Source organism: Arthrobacter sp. PvP103 (assembly GCF_017833075.1).
In the GTDB taxonomy this organism is placed as follows: domain Bacteria; phylum Actinomycetota; class Actinomycetes; order Actinomycetales; family Micrococcaceae; genus Arthrobacter.
The window spans coordinates 4051979-4068802 of the sequence record NZ_JAFIBQ010000001.1 but is presented as its reverse complement, the minus strand read 5'-3'; the positions used below and the strand labels follow the sequence as shown (position 1 = coordinate 4068802).

Here is a 16824-nt window from a genome sequence, read left to right as displayed (position 1 = left end):
GTGACTACTTGGCCGAGACCTTGCGGGCGGAGCCGCTGGCCTCAGCCGGCGCATCCGCACTGGTTGCTTCCGCACCATTGGCGGCGGGGAGGATGTCCCCGCCCTTCTGGTGATCCAGCGCGGCCTTGACCAGGCCCGCGAACAAAGGATGCGGCCGGGTGGGACGGGAGCTCAGCTCCGGGTGCGCCTGGGTAGCGACGTAGTACGGGTGGACTTCGCGGGGAAGCTCCACGTACTCCACCAGCTTGCCATCCGGGGACGTTCCGGAGAACACGAGCCCCTTCGCTGCAATCTGGTCGCGGTACTTGTTGTTGACTTCGTAGCGGTGGCGGTGCCGCTCGCTGACCTTGGTGGTGCCGTAGGTCTCGGCGATGACGGAGCCTTCGTCCAGCTTGGCCTCGTAGAGGCCCAGGCGCATGGTGCCGCCAAGGTCGCCCTTGCCGTCAACGATGTCCAGCTGCTCTTCCATCGTGGCGATGACCGGATACTTGGAATCCGGTTCAAATTCGCTGGATGATGCGCCTTCAAGGCCCACCACGTTCCGGGCGTATTCGATGACCATGCACTGGAGGCCCAGGCACAGGCCAAGGACAGGCAGCTTGGTTTCGCGGGCAAACTTGAGCGCGCCCAGCTTGCCTTCGAGGCCGCGGATACCGAACCCGCCGGGCACGCAGATGGCGTCAACCCCGGAGAGCGAGTTGACTGCGCCCTCGTGGGTTTCGCATTCGTCCGAGGGGACCCAGCGGATCTTGACCTTGGTGTCGTTGGCGAAACCGCCGGCGCGCAGTGCCTCGGTGACTGAAAGGTAGGCGTCCGGCAGGTCGATGTACTTGCCGACCAGGGCGATTTCCACTTCGTGCTTCGGGTTGTGGACCGCTTCGAGCAGCTTGTCCCAGCTGGTCCAGTCAACATCCTTGAACGGCAGGTCCAGCGCGCGGACGATGTAAGAGTCCAGGCCCTGGGAGTGGAGGGTCTTGGGGATGTCGTAAATGCTCGGTGCGTCCGGGCAGCCGATGACGGCGTCGATGTCGACATCGCACATGCGGCCGATCTTGTCGCGCATGGCCTGCGGGACTTCGCGGTCCGAACGGATCACGATTGCCTCGGGCTGAATACCGATGGAGCGCAGTGCGGCAACGGAGTGCTGCGTCGGCTTGGTCTTCAGCTCCTGGGACGGTCCGATGTACGGGACCAGGGACACGTGCAGGAAGAAGACGTTGCCGCGGCCGATATCCTGGCGCACCTGGCGGGCTGACTCGAGGAAGGGCTGCGACTCGATATCGCCGACGGTCCCGCCGATCTCGGTGATGATGACGTCCGGTGCGTTCTTGCCTTCGGCAGGAAGCCGCATCCGGCGCTTGATCTCATCCGTGATGTGCGGAATGACCTGGACGGTGTCGCCAAGGTACTCGCCCCGGCGTTCCTTGGCGATAACCGTGGAGTAGACCTGGCCGGTTGTGACGTTGGCCGAGCCTTCGAGGTTTTCATCGAGGAAGCGCTCGTAGTGGCCGACATCCAGGTCAGTCTCGGCACCGTCGTCAGTCACGAAGACTTCGCCGTGCTGGAAGGGGTTCATCGTGCCCGGATCCACATTCAGGTAGGGATCGAGCTTCTGCATAGTTACAGACAAACCGCGTGCCCGCAGCAGGTGGCCGAGGCTCGAAGCCGTCAGTCCCTTGCCTAGCGAGGACGCCACACCACCGGTGACGAAGATGTGTTTGGTCGTCTTGGACGAGCCCGGGAACCGGGAATTTACACGGGAATTTGATCGCTGCACCACGGAATTCGAGCCTATCATCAATTGAGCCTTCCACGGGTCGAAAATCGGATTCCCCAAATGACTCAGTCTCCCCCGGCGCTGGACACTGATCAAGTTTTAGCTGCAAACCGCGGGCGGCGGCCCGGCCGGTGTGACGGTTCTCGCAGTGCCGTTCAGGCCCGCTGCGGCAGCAGCTTGGCGTCGTCCAGCAGCTCCTGGGCGTGGGCCTGGGCTGTTTCGGAGTCTTCCTGCCCGGCAAGCATTCGTGCCAGCTCCTTGACCCTTTCCGGGCCGTCGAGGAGACGCACGTCGCTGGACGTGAACCCGGTGGCGGTGCCGCCGTCGGCGCCTCTGACCGATGTTTTGGTGACGGTGATGTGCTGGTCCGCGAACGCGGCAACCTGGGGAAGGTGCGTGACCACCAGGACCTGCACATGCTGCGCCAGCATGGCCAGCCGGCGGCCGATCTCGACGGCGGCCCTCCCGCCCACTCCGGCGTCCACTTCGTCGAACACGAAGGTGGGCACCGGATCCACTGCGGCGAGCACCACCTCGATGGCCAGCATCACGCGGGAAAGCTCACCTCCGGAGGCACCCTTGCCCAGCGGACGGGCGGGCGCACCGGAGTGGGGCTGGAGCAGGAACGAGATCTCGTCCGCCCCGTACGGCATCAGCTGGGCGGCGGGCTCGATGGTGATTACCAGGGTCGCGTCGGCCATGGCCAGCGCCTTCAGTTCGGCGCTGACGCGTGCAGAGAGATCTTTGGCGGCCTTGCCCCGGACCTTGCTGATCGCGGTGGCCTGCTTCTTCAGCTCCGCCTCGGTCCGGGCGACTTCCGCTTCCAGCGCCTCGATCCGGGTGGAGTCGTCCTGCAGTTCGTCGAACCGTACGCGGGCGTTCTCCGCCCACGTCAGGACCTCGTCGATGCTGGGGGCATACTTGCGGACCAGTTTGGCCAGCGCAGCCCGCCGGTCCTCGATTTCCGCGAGCCGCTCCGGCCCCTCTGAATCCAGCCCGGCCTGGTAGCTCGCCAGTTCCGTGGCGATGTCGTTCAGCAGGAAGCCGACCTCGGCCAGGCGTGCGGCTGCCGCGCCGAGTTCGGCATCGTGCTCGGCCACATGTTCCAGTGTCCGTTTCGCCGCATCCACCAACGTGGTGGCGTCGCCCTCGTCACCGTAGTCTTCCGCGATAAGCGCCTGGTGGGCGGTGTTTGCCGCAATCCTGAGTTCTTCGACGTTGGCCAGTTTCACGGCCTCCGCCTTAAGTGACTCGTCCTCACCCGGCTGCGGGTCCACCTCATCGATTTCTGCCAGTGCGATCTCCAGCGACTCTGCTTCCCGCAACCTGTCACGAGCCGCGCCCCGCAGCGCGTCCAGCTCCGCCTGGCTGGCTTTCCAGTGGCTGTACAGGGCCTGGTATGTACCCAGCGGGCCGGCCAGGGTGTCGCCGGCAAACTTGTCCAGGGCACCGCGCTGGGCAAGCGCCCCCTTCAGCCTGATTTGGTCCGACTGGCCATGGACCACCACCAGGCTTTCGCCGATCTCCGCCAGGACCCCTACAGGGGCGGCGCGGCCGCCAAGGTAGGCGCGGCTTCGTCCATCCGCACCCAGGCGGCGGGCAAGGATTAGCTCAGCGCCGCCGTCGAACTCCTCCACCTCGGCGCCCGCCTCCAAGGCGCGTAAGACGGCTGCGTGCCCGGCGTCCAGTTTGAGGACGGCTTCCGCCGAGGCGCTCTTCGCACCGCTCCGCACGGCACCCGCATCCGAGCGGGCACCCAGCAGGAGGCCGACGGCGGTGACCACCATGGTCTTACCGGCACCCGTTTCGCCGGTCACCACGCTAAGGCCCGGGCCAAGCGGAAGGGTTGCGTCGGTGATGACGCCGAGGTCGCGGATTCTCAGTTCTTCAAGCATGATTCACTTCGCAGTCGTCGGATCAGTCTCGGACGTCCCGGCGTGCCGGGCACCCGGAGGCGGTGCCATGGGCCGGGGTGTACGGATGACGGGTACGGGCCCGGTGTGGACGGACTCGGCCAGGGGCATGGGACCGCGCCAGCCGTGGATGGGAAGCTGGAACTTACGGACCAGCCTCGCCGAGAACGGTGTCTGGTGTGTCCGCGCGAGCCGCACCGGCGTGGCCGATCGGGTCACTTCCACGCGGGCGCCCGGAGGCAGGTCCACGGACCGGCGTCCGTCGCACCACAGCACACCCTGGGCGTCGGTCCGGTTCAGGACCTCCACGGCCAGCCGGGACCGGGGAGAGACCACCAGCGGTTTGGCGAAGAGCGCGTGGGCACTGATGGGGACGATCACCAGTGCTTCCACTTCCGGCCACACCACCGGACCGCCGGCCGAGAAGGCATAGGCCGTCGAACCGGTGGGGGTGGCCATCACCACGCCGTCGCAACCGAACGACGTCAGCGGACGCTCGTCGACTTCCGTGACCACCTCGAGCATCCGTTCCCGGTTGCCTTTCTCGATGGCGGCCTCGTTCAGCGCCCAGGTATGCCAGATCTTTTGTCCGCGGACCCAGACCTGGACATCGATGGTCATCCGTTCTTCCACCGTATAGTCGCGGCTGGCGATCCATTCGACGGTCTGCGCAAGGTCTGCCCGCTCGCTCTCGGCAAGGAAGCCCACATGGCCCAGGTTGACCCCCAGGAGCGGCACGTCCACTTCCCGGACGAGTTCGGCGGCGCGGAGGATGGTGCCGTCCCCGCCGAGGACCATGACCAGCTCGACGTCGGGGAGCTGGATGTGGTCGTGAAGGATCTCAACGGGGTCTTCGAGCCGGCCGAAAAACCCTTCCATGTCTTTGAGTTCGGATTTTTGCATCACCGGAACAATGCCTGAGGCGTGCAGCTGGATGCACGCCTCCCAGGCAGCCTTCAGTGATTCCTCGCGGCCGGTGTGGGCAAGGACCAGTACACGCCTGCTCATCGGGTTCCGCTTTCTAGTTGTTCGGCCAGATTGTTCCGAGCAACGCAGCAACGGCTGCGTCCCGCTCTTCGATCTTAGGCAAGTCTGAGGTGATCCTGCGCTTTATCCACAGGAAGTATTCGACGTTTCCGTCCTGGCCGGGCAAGGGGCTTGCCGCGAGGCCGCGAAGTTCGAGCCCCGCGTCGAGCGCTGCCTGGGCGACTTTTTCCACCGCCATCCGGCGTTCACGCCCGGAATTCACCACACCGGTGCGGCCCAGCCGGTCCTTGCCGATCTCGAACTGCGGCTTGACCATCAGGACCAGGTCGCCGCCGGGCTCCGTGCACGCCGCCAGCGGCTCCAACACCAGGGTCAGCGAAATGAACGACAGGTCGGCGACCGTCAGCGCGACCGGGCCGCCGATCTCTTCCGGCGTCATGTAACGAACGTTGAGGCCTTCGTGCACCGACACGCGGGGGTCGTCCCGGAGCTGGGGCACCAGCTGGCCGTGTCCGACGTCGACAGCCACCACATGATCCGCGCCGCGCCTGAGCAGGACCTCGGTGAAGCCGCCGGTGGAGGCGCCGGCGTCCAGGCAGCGTTTGCCTTCCGCAATGACTTCCGGAAAAGCTTCCAGCGCCCCGGCCAGTTTGTGGCCTGCCCTGCTGACGTACGTGTCCTGCCCGTCATCAGCAACGTCCAGGGGCGTCAGGTCATCCACCTGGGCGGAGGCTTTCGCGAGAACGGTGCCCTCCGAGCTGACTTTGCCTTCGGCAATCAGGCGCGCGGCGTGGGTGCGGGATCTCGCCAGCCCCCGGGCGACGAGCATCTGGTCAAGCCTGGCCATCCTCAGGCGTCACCCGCAGCGGACGGGTCATCGTCGTTGAGCGCATCCAGCAGGGCATCGTGAAGTGCCGCGTAGGCCTCGGCGTGCCCGCCAACCGGAAGCCCTTCGATGTCAGCCAAACGGTCCAGCGCAGCGTCGACTGACGCGTCACCGACCGGGCTCATGCTGCGGCCGGCTTCCGGGAAGTTGTTCAGCTCGGTCATGTTTCCAGTCTAGTGATCCGGTTTAGTCCGTCAGCCACTCGATGGCCGGGGCCAGGGCAGCGTCTGCCTGCGGATTGGCCGTCCACCACGCCGAGCAGGCTGCCCGCCACGAGTCGAGGTCTCCCGGGATTCCGCTGATGTGGACCGACTCTCCGCGCACGACGGCGGAGGCCGAACCGCAACGGAACGTGCCGCCGTCGTGCTCTTCCACAGCGGGGTACGGGCGGTACAGATCGCTGAGGTCATTGATGAGGAAGTCCGGCCGCTCGGCCGTGCGGGCGGCGAGGATGGATTCCCGGGTGTCGACGCCGGTGAGCACTGCCACGGTGGCAAACCCGGCGTTGTTCCCGCCGAGGATGTCGGTGTCCAGCCGGTCGCCCACGACGAGCGGCCGTTCGGAGGTGAGCCGCTTGGCGGCGGTGCGGAACAACGGAGCCTCGGGCTTCCCGGCCACCAGGGGCTGCTGTCCGGTGGCCGCAGCAACGGCAGCCACCAGGGTTCCGTTGCCAGGAGCCATGCCGCGGGCCTGCGGGATGGACATGTCCGTGTTGGTGGCAACCCACAGGGCGCCGCCGGCGATAACGTACGAAGCCTCAGCGAGGTCCTTCCAACCGATCTCGGGATTGAATCCTTGGACCACCGCCACCGGCTTTTCCTTGGCGCTGTGAACGGGTGTCAGCCCCACCAGCTCCACCTCATGCGCCAGCGCCGGGCTTCCGGTCACCAGGACCCGCGCCCCCGCCGGAAGAAGTCCCGCCAGCAGCTCGCCGGCAGCCTGCGAGGAACTGACCACCTGCGCGTCTTCGGCAGGCGCGCCAAGCTCGCGCAGGTGCGCCGCCACCTGCGCGGGAGTCCGGGAGGCGTTATTGGTCACGTACCCAAGTCCGACGTCGATTCCCGCCAGTTGGCGGAGCGCCTCAACGGCGCCCGGGATGGCGTGAGGACCGGCATAGACAACCCCGTCGAGATCGGACAGCAGGGCGTCGAACCGGGAGATCAATGAAGCACCGCTCATGCGCAGTTATTCCCTTTCGCGGTCCGACTGTGCGATGTCCGCATCGCCGGCGTCATGGACGGCGTCCTCGGTGGTGCCGTCTCCGCTTGTGCCCTCTTCGAGTTCGTCCTGCTCAACTGAGTCCTCGTCGGATTCAGCGTCGTCGGATTCAAAGTAATCCGCTTCAGCGTCGTCGGAGCCTTCGTCCAGGGCAGCAGCGTCCGAAGCGGCAGCCTCGACGACGGCCGACTGGCTGTCGTCACGTACGCCCGGCGACGGGGCAGGCGCACTGGCAGCCTGCTGCTGCGCGAGCAGGCGGCGCCTTGCTTCCTCTTCACGGGCTTCTTCTTCCTCGTCCCAGCCGAGGTCGATGATGTCAGGTTCCTCGTCCTCGCCGAGGCCCAGGGCGTTTTCAGCAACAACGGCCTGGCGCTGCCACTTCGCTGCTTCCTCGGTCCGTCCTACTGCCGCGAGGGCGTCACCGTAGGCGCGGAAGAGGCGAGGGCTGTAGGAGAAGGCGCGGTTGATGTCCAACTGGGCAATTTCCAGTTCGGCCACGGCGGCGTCCAGCTGGCCCAGGTCGGTGCGCGCGCCTGCGGCAACGATGGCCAGTTCAACTTTGCCGGGTGCGTCGAGGTCGTTGGCTTCCTCGGAGCGCGCCACGTCAAGGGCACGATCCGGCCGTCCCAGTCCGCGTTCGCAGTCGGCCATGACCGGCAGGTGCACGTTGGAGCCGCTAATCCGGCGGTAGGTGCGGAACTCGCGCAGGGCTTCACCGTAGTGGCCTGCGGCGTAGGCGGTCAGGCCTACAGCCTCGCGCACTGCGGAGAGACGTCCGCCGCGGCGGCTGGCCGCCAGGGCATGCTGGAAGGCGAGCTCCGGTTCTTCGTCGATGAGGCGGCCTGCCATCACCAGGTGGCGTGCAACCCACTCTGCGCTCTTGGGCTCGAGGGTTTTGATCTCGTGCTTGGTCGCGCGGTCCAGTTCCTGGCCCGTGACATCTTCGTCGATCTCGGGAGAGCGCTCACGATCCGGACGGTTGGCGCTGCGCAGGTCGCGGGCGTTCGGTACGCGTGCGGGACGGTCCTCGGGGCGGTCGCGTCCGAAGTCACGGGGGCCTGAATCGCCACGGTCAAAGCTGCGGGGCGCCCGTTCCTGGCGGTCACCGAACGGCTTGCGGTTGTCCCCGCCGCCGAAGCTGCGACGTTCGCCATCGCCTTCGCGGCGCGGGCGATCGCTGTAGGGTTTACGGTCGGCGCCGGCGCCACCACCGAAGCTGCGACGCTCCCCACCTTCACGGGACGGGCGGTCACCGAAGGGCTTACGGTCACGGTCGCCGCCGCTACCGGCGCCGAAGCTGCGGCGCTCCGCGCCTTCACGGGACGGGCGGTCACCGAACGGCTTACGATCGCGGTCGCCGCTACCGGCGCCGAAGGGCTTACGATCGCGGTCGCTGCTGCCGGCGCCGAAGCTGCGGCGCTCCCCGCCCTCACGGGACGGGCGGTCACCGAACGGCTTACGATCGCGGTCGCCGCTGCCGGCGCCAAAGGGCTTACGGTCACGGTCGCCGGCGCTACCGGCGCCGAAGCTGCGGCGCTCCCCGCCCTCACGGGACGGGCGGTCACCGAACGGCTTACGATCGCGGTCGCCAGCGCCAAAGGGCTTACGGTCACGGTCGCCGGCGCTACCGGCGCCGAAGCTGCGGCGCTCCGCGCCTTCACGGGACGGGCGGTCACCGAACGGCTTACGGTCACGGTCGCCGCTGCCGGCGCCGAAGGGCTTACGATCGCGGTCGCTGCTGCCGGCGCCGAAGCTGCGGCGCTCCCCGCCCTCACGGGACGGGCGGTCACCGCGATCATCCTTTGCACGGAATCCACGGGGATCGCCACCGGAATTATTCGAGGCGCGGAACGGTCCTCCGCCCGAAGGCCGGCCGCCCCCGGAGCTGCCGCGGTCCTTACCATTTCGATTTCCGCCGTTGTGCTCAGCCATGTTGGATTCCTCCCGTTATGAGCTGACCACTGGCGCGATTGCAGCCGCTCTTGTTTCGTGTTTCGTTATGCGACGCAACCCGAAATCAAGCGCTTCGAAGTCCGTACATCTCACCCAATTCTAGGCGAGGCAAAGCCCGGCGGGCACCGGGCCGAGGACAGGAGGCAGCAACAGTGAGCATCATCATAGGTTGACGAGTCAGAAGCCGGCCTTCTTCGCGAGAGCCACCACCATGTCCTTCGCACTGGTGCCCTCAGGCACCGCCGTGCCGGAGGGCACGGAGACGAGCAGCTTGGAGGCGGTCTTGTCGAGGACAGAGACCACAACGTACTCGGTGCTTCCCGTCAGCGTGTTCACACCGTACTGGGCGTCCCCGCGCAAGCCCGATATTGCCTCCGCCTTCATCAACAGGCCGAATGGAGCGCTGGCAGCCAGGTCTTGTGGGGTCTTGAACTCCCTTTGCTCGATGACAGCGCTGTGATCCGTCCCGGCTCCCGACTCCAGCGCGTAGACGCAGGAGTCTATGGCCGTTCCATCACGGTCCGTTGACACTTCTCCCTGCCCGGGCTGTAGCCCGGTGGCCCATGAGGACAACGCACCTTTGATGTCTGATTCCGCCAGCAGCGTGCAGGATCCAGCCTTGGCAGCGGGATCAACAGTCCGCCCGTCCTTGCCTACTTGAGCCGTGTTTGAGTTGGTCGGGCTCGGGCTGGCCGACGATCCCGAGGAGCCTGCCTGCGCCCCGGACGATGTTATTGCGCCGCCCGACAACGGTCCCTCGGGCGTGCACGAAACAAGCGTGGCACTGCCAGCGACAAGCGCTGCCAGGGCTGTCAGGACAGTCCTCCGGATGCGGGAGTTATTCGAAGACATCGTTGCTCACCCCCATGATGAGTCGATCCCCGGAGCTCGCTGTCTGGAGGTACTTGATGACGTTCGCCTCGCTGAGGGAAATACATCCCCACGTGGGCACCGGGTTGGCGTGAAGGAAAATTGCGAATCCGGCGTCCATGACGATGTTGGAATCCGGCGGCCTGTTGTAGTTAATGACCGCACCCTGGCGATAGTCGCCGGACGGACGGGTGGCATAATACCACATGTTCTCGTCAGGGAAGACGTCCGCACTGGACTCGAAATACTTGTTGTAGTTCGCGTTGAGCCGACCGCCCCAGCGGGAATAGGGATTGAGTGTCTGGTACGGGAGCGACGTTCCCGGGTTGGAGAGACCGAACGCCAATGTAATGGAAAATGATCCGGTCGGAGAATACTTCCCCGTTGTCGGTCCTGTTGCCACCCCGGGCCGGGCGAATCCGCTTTCGCCGGCGTACCCACCGCTTGTCCAATCATGAACATATTTTCCATCTCGCTTCACGCAGTTAGTGAAGGTCACGGGCGTGGTCCCATAGCCTTGGGACACCGCGAACGAAACCCTAGCCGCGCCGCCGCCGGAATACTTGGTCGCCCCCACATTCAAAGCGCGGCAGTAACCCCACTCAGAATACCGGAGCGACGTTCCCTGGCCGGCAGTCCAATGAATGGCACCGCCCTCGAACCGCTGGACACAGGAACTCACCTGGCAGGACTCCTCGGTTACGGGGTAACCCAGGGCTCCGTTTTGGGCCCTCTTGGAGCCCCACAATTGGCCGTAGACGCCGTACACGGAATGGAAACCGATGCCTGCGGCCCAATATACATAGCCACCCTGAAACGACTGGACGCACCCCGGACCGGAAAGTCCGCACTGCTCATTGGATACCGGGTAGCCCATACGACCGGCTTCCCTGCCGTACTGGTTCCAGATCTGTGCATAACCTCCGTACACCGCGTATGCGCCATTGCCGGCGTTCCAGTAGATGGAGCCACCAGTGAACCTCTGGAAGCAACCGCTGTTGACCAAGCCGCAGGCTTCCGCCGCTATCGGCAGGCCCAAGCGGCCGGATTCACTACCGTTGGTGGCCCAGACTGAGGAATAGATCCCGGTCAGCAGCGTCGTGCCTACCCCCGGGACCCACGCAGCATAGCCCCGCTGAAACTGCTGCACACATCCGCTTCCGGTGGGCGTGCAGCGTTCGTTGGAAACCGGGTAGCCGAGTCTTCCCGCTCCCATCCCGTTGGCAGCCCAAACGCTGTAGTAAGGATCGTAAAGGGCTACGGTGCCGCTGCCTGCCGCCCAGACGATCGAGCCGTGCTGGAACCTCTGTGAACAGCCAGCACCGCCGACGTCGCATTTTTCAGCTGAAATGGGCACTCCCAACCTCCCCGCCGCAGCACCATAGACGGTCCAAACCGCCGAGTACGGGGAATAGACGGCGAAAGCCCCGACCCCGCCGCTCGAAACGATGAACCCTCGCTGGAAGCTCTGCTGGCAGATGGAAGGGCTGGGCTGGCAGGCCACCGATCCTACCGGGTAGCCGATTCGACCGGCTTCCTCTTGGTGGACAGCCCAAACAGCACCGATGTCCCCCGCAGTCGCGAATGCGCCCGCGCCAGCAGTCCAATGGATCTTTCCATTCTGGAACTGGCGTCGACATCCGTCCTGGCTCAGTCCGCACTCTGCTGCGCTGACGGCATTGCCCAGTGCGCCCGCCGCGCCGCCCAGGCGTTGCCACTCTGCCTCGATGGCATCCTGTCCGGGTGTCGCGACTGTGGCCTCCGGAACGGTGGTCAGGGAGGCGCTACCGTGCGCCTCTGTATTTGTTGTTGTGGGCGTTACTGTGGCGCTCGGAGTTGAAATGGGTTGAGAAGGCGGGTTCGACGGTGAAACGGTTGGGTCCCCCGTCGGCGTCGCCGTGGACGGACTCAAGGTTGTCGATGGAGCGACGGCGGCCGGCTCCGCCGTCACCATCGGCGACGACGGATCAACTACCGCCGAAGCAGCGGGTGGCACCGCCAACGCCAAACCGAGCGCAAACATTGCCGCCGTAGACCAGATACCCCGATGCTTCATCGAACCACATCCCCCAAAGTTGTAGTCAGGAACGCCGCCGCAGCCACAGTGGAGTCGGTCAGCAGTCCGAACCCGAGGATATCTTAAACGTCTTCATTGCAGTGCGGACGCTCGTACCTGATATTCATTCGAGATGCACAAAAAGGTTCCACCGATTCGTTTGAGGTGAAAGAGCGTCGGTGGGGAGGGGTGCCGGATCTGAGACAAGGTCTGCGGTCGTATGGTTTTCTGAGGCCGCTTGACGGGAGCTTCACTTCAGATGACCACGCTCAGAAAAAATACGATGCCGCTTTCCATGAGGATGCGGTCCGTCTGGATTTATCCTCGGACCGGTCGGTGAAGCAGGTCGCCGAGGAGATCGGGGTGAAGAAAAGCACGCTGGGAAACTAGCTTCACCGACATCGGGAACAACAACCGAGCGCCCCTGTTCCACCCGTGGACACAGGCCCGGTTGCATGGGATGAGCACGAAAAGGCCCTGGCTGAAAACAAGAGGTTGAAGGCCGAGGACGAGTTCCAGGGAAAAGTCAGCGCCTTCTTTGCCGCGAAGCAAAAGTAGAGGGCTTCTACGAGTTCATCGAAGCGAAGAAGGCTAACCATTCCGTGGTGTGGCTGTGCCCCGCGTTGAGGGCCTCCCGGCCTCGTTGTACCGGTGGCGTAAACCTGCGTGCCCCTCGTCCCGCGCTGTCCGGCATTAGGAATAGGTCACCACGATCACCGACCTCTACCACGCGGAGGCTGGCCGGGCCGGCCGGGATCAGCTGACCCTGCTGCTGAACGCTCGCGGGTTGAAGCTTTCGGCCGCGACGTGGGGGCCATCTTGCACGCGCAAGGTTTGCGGGCCGTGCGCGCCCAGGCTTGGAAAAGGACCACGGTCCAGGACCCTCAGGCCAAGACGGCCCACATCGAGAACCACCTGCTCGATGCCCATGGCAAACGTGACTTCACCTCCGCAGTGATCTCTTCTCCGGCATGGTGATCGGCTTGGCCATGACTGAACATATGCGAGCCAGCCTGTGCACAGCCGCCCTGCGGATAGCCCGGAACCGCGACCATTTCGCTCAGCAAACAGCCGTGCTCCACTCTGACCGGGGGGCACCCAAGACACCTCGGACCGAGTTTCAGAGATGGTGCGCCGATCACAGGGTCACTCAGTCGATCGGTCCCTTTGGGGTGTGCTGGGACAACGCGGTCGCTGAGACCTTCTTCTCGCACCTCAAAACCGAGTTTTACCACCACGAACGCTTCGGTTTCAGACTCGCTGCCCGGACCGCCGTGATGGATTACATCGAGGGCTGGTACAACCGCCGCCTACCCAACCGCAGGCCGGCGGCCTCATGCCAGCGACGGCCCACGCAGACCACAGAACACGAGTCCAAGACCCCCTGGCGCCTAACCGAAACAAAGAATGAGCTATCGAACGAACTTGACGACCGCAGTCTGCCTGAAGGCGTGCAAGATGTGAGAGAGCGTGGGCAGGAAGGGGGGCCGGATGTGAGAGAGCGTCCCAGGGGGCGGTGGGGGTTTGTGGGTGGGTGTGGGGTTTTGGTGGTTAACGTGGGAGAGCCCCGACCAGTTGCCTGGTTGGGGCTCTCGACCTGAATGATGTTCCGGCGGTGACCTACTCTCCCACACCCTCCCGGGTGCAGTACCATCGGCGCTGTGGGTCTTAGCTTCCGGGTTCGGAATGGGACCGGGCGTTTCCCCCACGCTATGACCGCCGTAACCCTTTTACCCGGACCCCCGGTGCGGGGGTTGGGAAAATTAGTGGTTACAACATGCTCCTGCCGCTCAGGGCAGGTGTGGTGTTGTTATGTTGTTGTGTTTGTTCCTCAAGCAACGGGTTTGTTGTTTGGGAACCACATAGTGGACGCAAGCAGTCTTATTTTTCTTTGTACCCTTTCCATGGTGTGAACGTCTTTTGAATCCGTTCACGAAAAGGGTGTGTGGTGTAAGTTATCGGCCTATTAGTACCGGTCAGCTTCACGAGTCGTTAGTCCTCGCTTCCACATCCGGCCTATCAACCCAGTGGTCTGGCTGGGGGCCTCTCACACACAAGGTGTATGGAAATCTCATCTCGAAGCGAGCTTCCCGCTTAGATGCTTTCAGCGGTTATCCCATCCGAACGTAGCTAATCAGCGGTGCACTTGGCAGTACAACTGACACACCAGAGGTTCGTCCGTCCCGGTCCTCTCGTACTAAGGACAGCCCTTCTCAAATTTCCTGCGCGCGCAGCGGATAGGGACCGAACTGTCTCACGACGTTCTAAACCCAGCTCGCGTACCGCTTTAATGGGCGAACAGCCCAACCCTTGGGACCTACTCCAGCCCCAGGATGCGACGAGCCGACATCGAGGTGCCAAACCATGCCGTCGATATGGACTCTTGGGCAAGATCAGCCTGTTATCCCCGAGGTACCTTTTATCCGTTGAGCGACGGCCATTCCACAATGTACCGCCGGATCACTAGTCCCGACTTTCGTCCCTGCTCGAGATGTCTCTCTCACAGTCAAGCTCCCTTGTGCACTTACACTCGACACCTGATTGCCAACCAGGCTGAGGGAACCTTTGGGCGCCTCCGTTACTTTTTAGGAGGCAACCGCCCCAGTTAAACTACCCATCAGGCACTGTCCCTGACCCGGATTACGGGCCGAAGTTAGATGTCCAAAGTGACCAGAGTGGTATTTCAACGATGACTCCACCCGAACTGGCGTCCGGGCTTCAACGTCTCCCACCTATCCTACACAAGCCACTCCGAACACCAATACCAAACTATAGTAAAGGTCTCGGGGTCTTTCCGTCCTGCTGCGCGTAACGAGCATCTTTACTCGTACTGCAATTTCGCCGAGTTTATGGTTGAGACAGCGGGGAAGTCGTTACTCCATTCGTGCAGGTCGGAACTTACCCGACAAGGAATTTCGCTACCTTAGGATGGTTATAGTTACCACCGCCGTTTACTGGGGCTTAAATTCTCAGCTTCGCCTTGCGGCTAACCGGTCCTCTTAACCTTCCAGCACCGGGCAGGAGTCAGTCCGTATACATCGTCTTGCGACTTCGCACGGACCTGTGTTTTTAGTAAACAGTCGCTTCCCCCTGGTCTCTGCGGCCCCGATCCCCTCCGGACAGCAAGTGTCCATCAAGGTTGGGGCCCCCCTTCTCCCGAAGTTACGGGGGCATTTTGCCGAGTTCCTTAACCATAATTCTCTCGATCGCCTTAGTATTCTCTACCTGATCACCTGTGTCGGTTTGGGGTACGGGCGGCTAAAACCTCGCGTCGATGCTTTTCTAGGCAGCATAGGATCACCGAATCCCCCCCTAAAGGGGTCCCGTCAGGTCTCAGGCATCATGAACGGCGGATTTGCCTACCGTTCGCCCTACATCCTTGGACCGGGACAACCATCGCCCGGCTCGGCTACCTTCCTGCGTCACACCTGTTAATACGCTTACCTCCCAGGATCAGGTCCCGCGCTCCACCAAAACCCTCACACCACAAGGGTGATCGGGCAGGTCTCGGGCGGTTAGTATCCCCTGTTCAGCATGGGCGGTTTTTCGCCGGTACGGGAATATCAACCCGTTGTCCATCGACTACGCCTGTCGGCCTCGCCTTAGGTCCCGACTTACCCAGGGCAGATTAGCTTGACCCTGGAACCCTTGATCATTCGGCGGACGGGTTTCTCACCCGTCTTTCGCTACTCATGCCTGCATTCTCACTCGTGTAGGCTCCACCGCTGGTTTACACCGCGACTTCACTGCCCACACGACGCTCCCCTACCCATCCACACTCCTGAACCAACCCCACAAAGGAGGCGGCTTGGATAAAATGTGAATGCCACAACTTCGGCGGTGTACTTGAGCCCCGCTACATTGTCGGCGCGGAATCACTTGACCAGTGAGCTATTACGCACTCTTTTAAGGATGGCTGCTTCTAAGCCAACCTCCTGGTTGTCTTCGCAACTCCACATCCTTTCCCACTTAGCACACGCTTAGGGGCCTTAGTTGGTGGTCTGGGCTGTTTCCCTCTCGACTATGAAGCTTATCCCCCACAGTCTCACTGCTGCGCTCTCACTTACCGGCATTCGGAGTTTGGCTGACGTCAGTAACCTTGTAGGGCCCATTAGCCATCCAGTAGCTCTACCTCCGGTAAGAAACACGCAACGCTGCACCTAAATGCATTTCGGGGAGAACCAGCTATCACGAAGTTTGATTGGCCTTTCACCCCTACCCACAGCTCATCCCCTCCATTTTCAACTGAAGTGGGTTCGGTCCTCCACGACGTCTTACCGTCGCTTCAACCTGGCCATGGGTAGATCACTTCGCTTCGGGTCTAGATCACGCCACTGCAACGCCCTATTCAGACTCGCTTTCGCTACGGCTTCCCCACACGGGTTAACCTCGCGACGTAACACTAACTCGCAGGCTCATTCTTCAAAAGGCACGCCGTCACCAGAATCAGACTGGCTCCGACGGATTGTAAGCACACGGTTTCAGGTACTGTTTCACTCCCCTCCCGGGGTACTTTTCACCTTTCCCTCACGGTACTGGTCCGCTATCGGTCATTAGGGAGTATTTAGGCTTATCAGGTGGTCCTGACAGATTCACACGGGATTTCTCGGGCCCCGTGCTACTTGGGATACTCTCCAGGCGGTACACAACATTACGGTTACGGGGCTCACACCCTCTCTGGCCGGCCTTTCAAGACCGTTCACCTATGCCTGCACATCACACCTCACCAGTCCGGCAGAACTGATACGGAAAGTCCCACAACCCCGACCATGCAACGCCCGCCGGCTATCACACATGGAACGGTTTAGCCTGATCCGCGTTCGCTCGCCACTACTAACGGAATCACTATTGTTTTCTCTTCCTGCGGGTACTGAGATGTTTCACTTCCCCGCGTTCCCTCCACGCACCCTATGTGTTCAGATGCGGGTCACCAGGCAACTCGCGTCCCTGGCGGGGTTTCCCCATTCGGACACCCTGGGATCACAGTCCGGTTATCGACTCCCCCAGGCTTATCGCAGATTCCTACGTCCTTCTTCGGCTCCTAATGCCAAGGCATCCACCGTGTGCTCTTAAAAACTTGACCACAAAAGATCAAAAACGCTAATTTTCGAGAGAACCACAGAAACCACCGCTCCATCCCGAAAGACAGAACAACAGATCCAGG

The 16824-nt window shown here is 63.0% G+C and carries 12 protein-coding genes and 2 rRNA genes; 3 read left to right on the top strand and 11 right to left on the bottom strand.

Going from position 1 to position 16824, the window contains the following annotated elements:
- Positions 1 to 4: 4 nt before the first annotated feature.
- The 9 genes from JOE41_RS18580 to JOE41_RS18540 all read right to left on the bottom strand — a co-directional run bounded on the left by JOE41_RS18580 (position 5) and on the right by JOE41_RS18540 (position 11627).
- A complete protein-coding gene (locus JOE41_RS18580; RefSeq protein WP_209753197.1) occupies positions 5 to 1798 on the bottom strand; it encodes a CTP synthase in 1794 nt (597 codons plus the stop codon).
- Positions 1799 to 1932: 134 nt separating this feature from the next.
- Positions 1933 to 3672, bottom strand: coding sequence for a DNA repair protein RecN (recN, locus tag JOE41_RS18575; protein ID WP_209753196.1), 1740 nt, complete (start codon positions 3670 to 3672; stop codon positions 1933 to 1935).
- A gap of 3 nt (positions 3673 to 3675) precedes the next feature.
- The gene (locus JOE41_RS18570; RefSeq protein ID WP_011691377.1) at positions 3676 to 4698 is read right to left on the bottom strand and encodes an NAD kinase; all 1023 of its coding nucleotides are present in this window, start codon (positions 4696 to 4698) and stop codon (positions 3676 to 3678) included.
- Positions 4699 to 4711: 13 nt separating this feature from the next.
- Complete coding sequence (locus tag JOE41_RS18565) at positions 4712 to 5524, bottom strand: TlyA family RNA methyltransferase (RefSeq protein WP_209753195.1); 813 nt, start codon at positions 5522 to 5524, stop codon at positions 4712 to 4714.
- A gap of 2 nt (positions 5525 to 5526) precedes the next feature.
- Positions 5527 to 5727 (bottom strand): hypothetical protein, encoded by a 201-nt coding sequence (locus JOE41_RS18560; RefSeq protein ID WP_209753194.1) that lies wholly within the window; start codon positions 5725 to 5727, stop codon positions 5527 to 5529.
- 22 nt (positions 5728 to 5749) lie between these two features.
- Entirely contained in the window at positions 5750 to 6742 is a 993-nt protein-coding gene (locus JOE41_RS18555) for an HAD-IIA family hydrolase (protein ID WP_011691374.1), read from the bottom strand.
- A 6-nt stretch (positions 6743 to 6748) separates the two neighbouring features.
- A complete protein-coding gene (locus JOE41_RS18550) occupies positions 6749 to 8713 on the bottom strand; it encodes a hypothetical protein (RefSeq protein ID WP_209753193.1) in 1965 nt (654 codons plus the stop codon).
- A 198-nt stretch (positions 8714 to 8911) separates the two neighbouring features.
- A complete protein-coding gene (locus JOE41_RS18545) occupies positions 8912 to 9265 on the bottom strand; it encodes a hypothetical protein (RefSeq protein WP_209753192.1) in 354 nt (117 codons plus the stop codon).
- Positions 9266 to 9572: 307 nt separating this feature from the next.
- Complete coding sequence (locus tag JOE41_RS18540) at positions 9573 to 11627, bottom strand: L,D-transpeptidase family protein (RefSeq protein WP_209753191.1); 2055 nt, start codon at positions 11625 to 11627, stop codon at positions 9573 to 9575.
- A gap of 198 nt (positions 11628 to 11825) precedes the next feature.
- Between JOE41_RS18540 and JOE41_RS21250 the strand changes: the two genes are divergently transcribed.
- The 3 genes from JOE41_RS21250 to JOE41_RS21245 all read left to right on the top strand — a co-directional run bounded on the left by JOE41_RS21250 (position 11826) and on the right by JOE41_RS21245 (position 13261).
- Positions 11826 to 12050, top strand: coding sequence for a transposase (locus JOE41_RS21250; protein WP_374068731.1), 225 nt, complete (start codon positions 11826 to 11828; stop codon positions 12048 to 12050).
- A gap of 453 nt (positions 12051 to 12503) precedes the next feature.
- Complete coding sequence (locus tag JOE41_RS21130) at positions 12504 to 12638, top strand: hypothetical protein (protein WP_280873606.1); 135 nt, start codon at positions 12504 to 12506, stop codon at positions 12636 to 12638.
- Positions 12632 to 13261, top strand: coding sequence for an IS3 family transposase (locus JOE41_RS21245; protein ID WP_374068561.1), 630 nt, complete (start codon positions 12632 to 12634; stop codon positions 13259 to 13261). The genes JOE41_RS21130 and JOE41_RS21245 overlap by 7 nt, the downstream gene beginning before the upstream one ends.
- Positions 13262 to 13267: 6 nt before the next feature.
- On the opposite strand, the gene rrf is transcribed toward JOE41_RS21245, so the two are convergent.
- Together rrf and JOE41_RS18520 are read right to left on the bottom strand one after the other, a co-directional pair.
- Positions 13268 to 13384: ribosomal RNA gene (gene rrf, locus JOE41_RS18525) — 5S ribosomal RNA — on the bottom strand.
- Positions 13385 to 13605: 221 nt separating this feature from the next.
- Positions 13606 to 16743, bottom strand: a 23S ribosomal RNA gene (locus tag JOE41_RS18520).
- Positions 16744 to 16824: the final 81 nt, after the last annotated feature.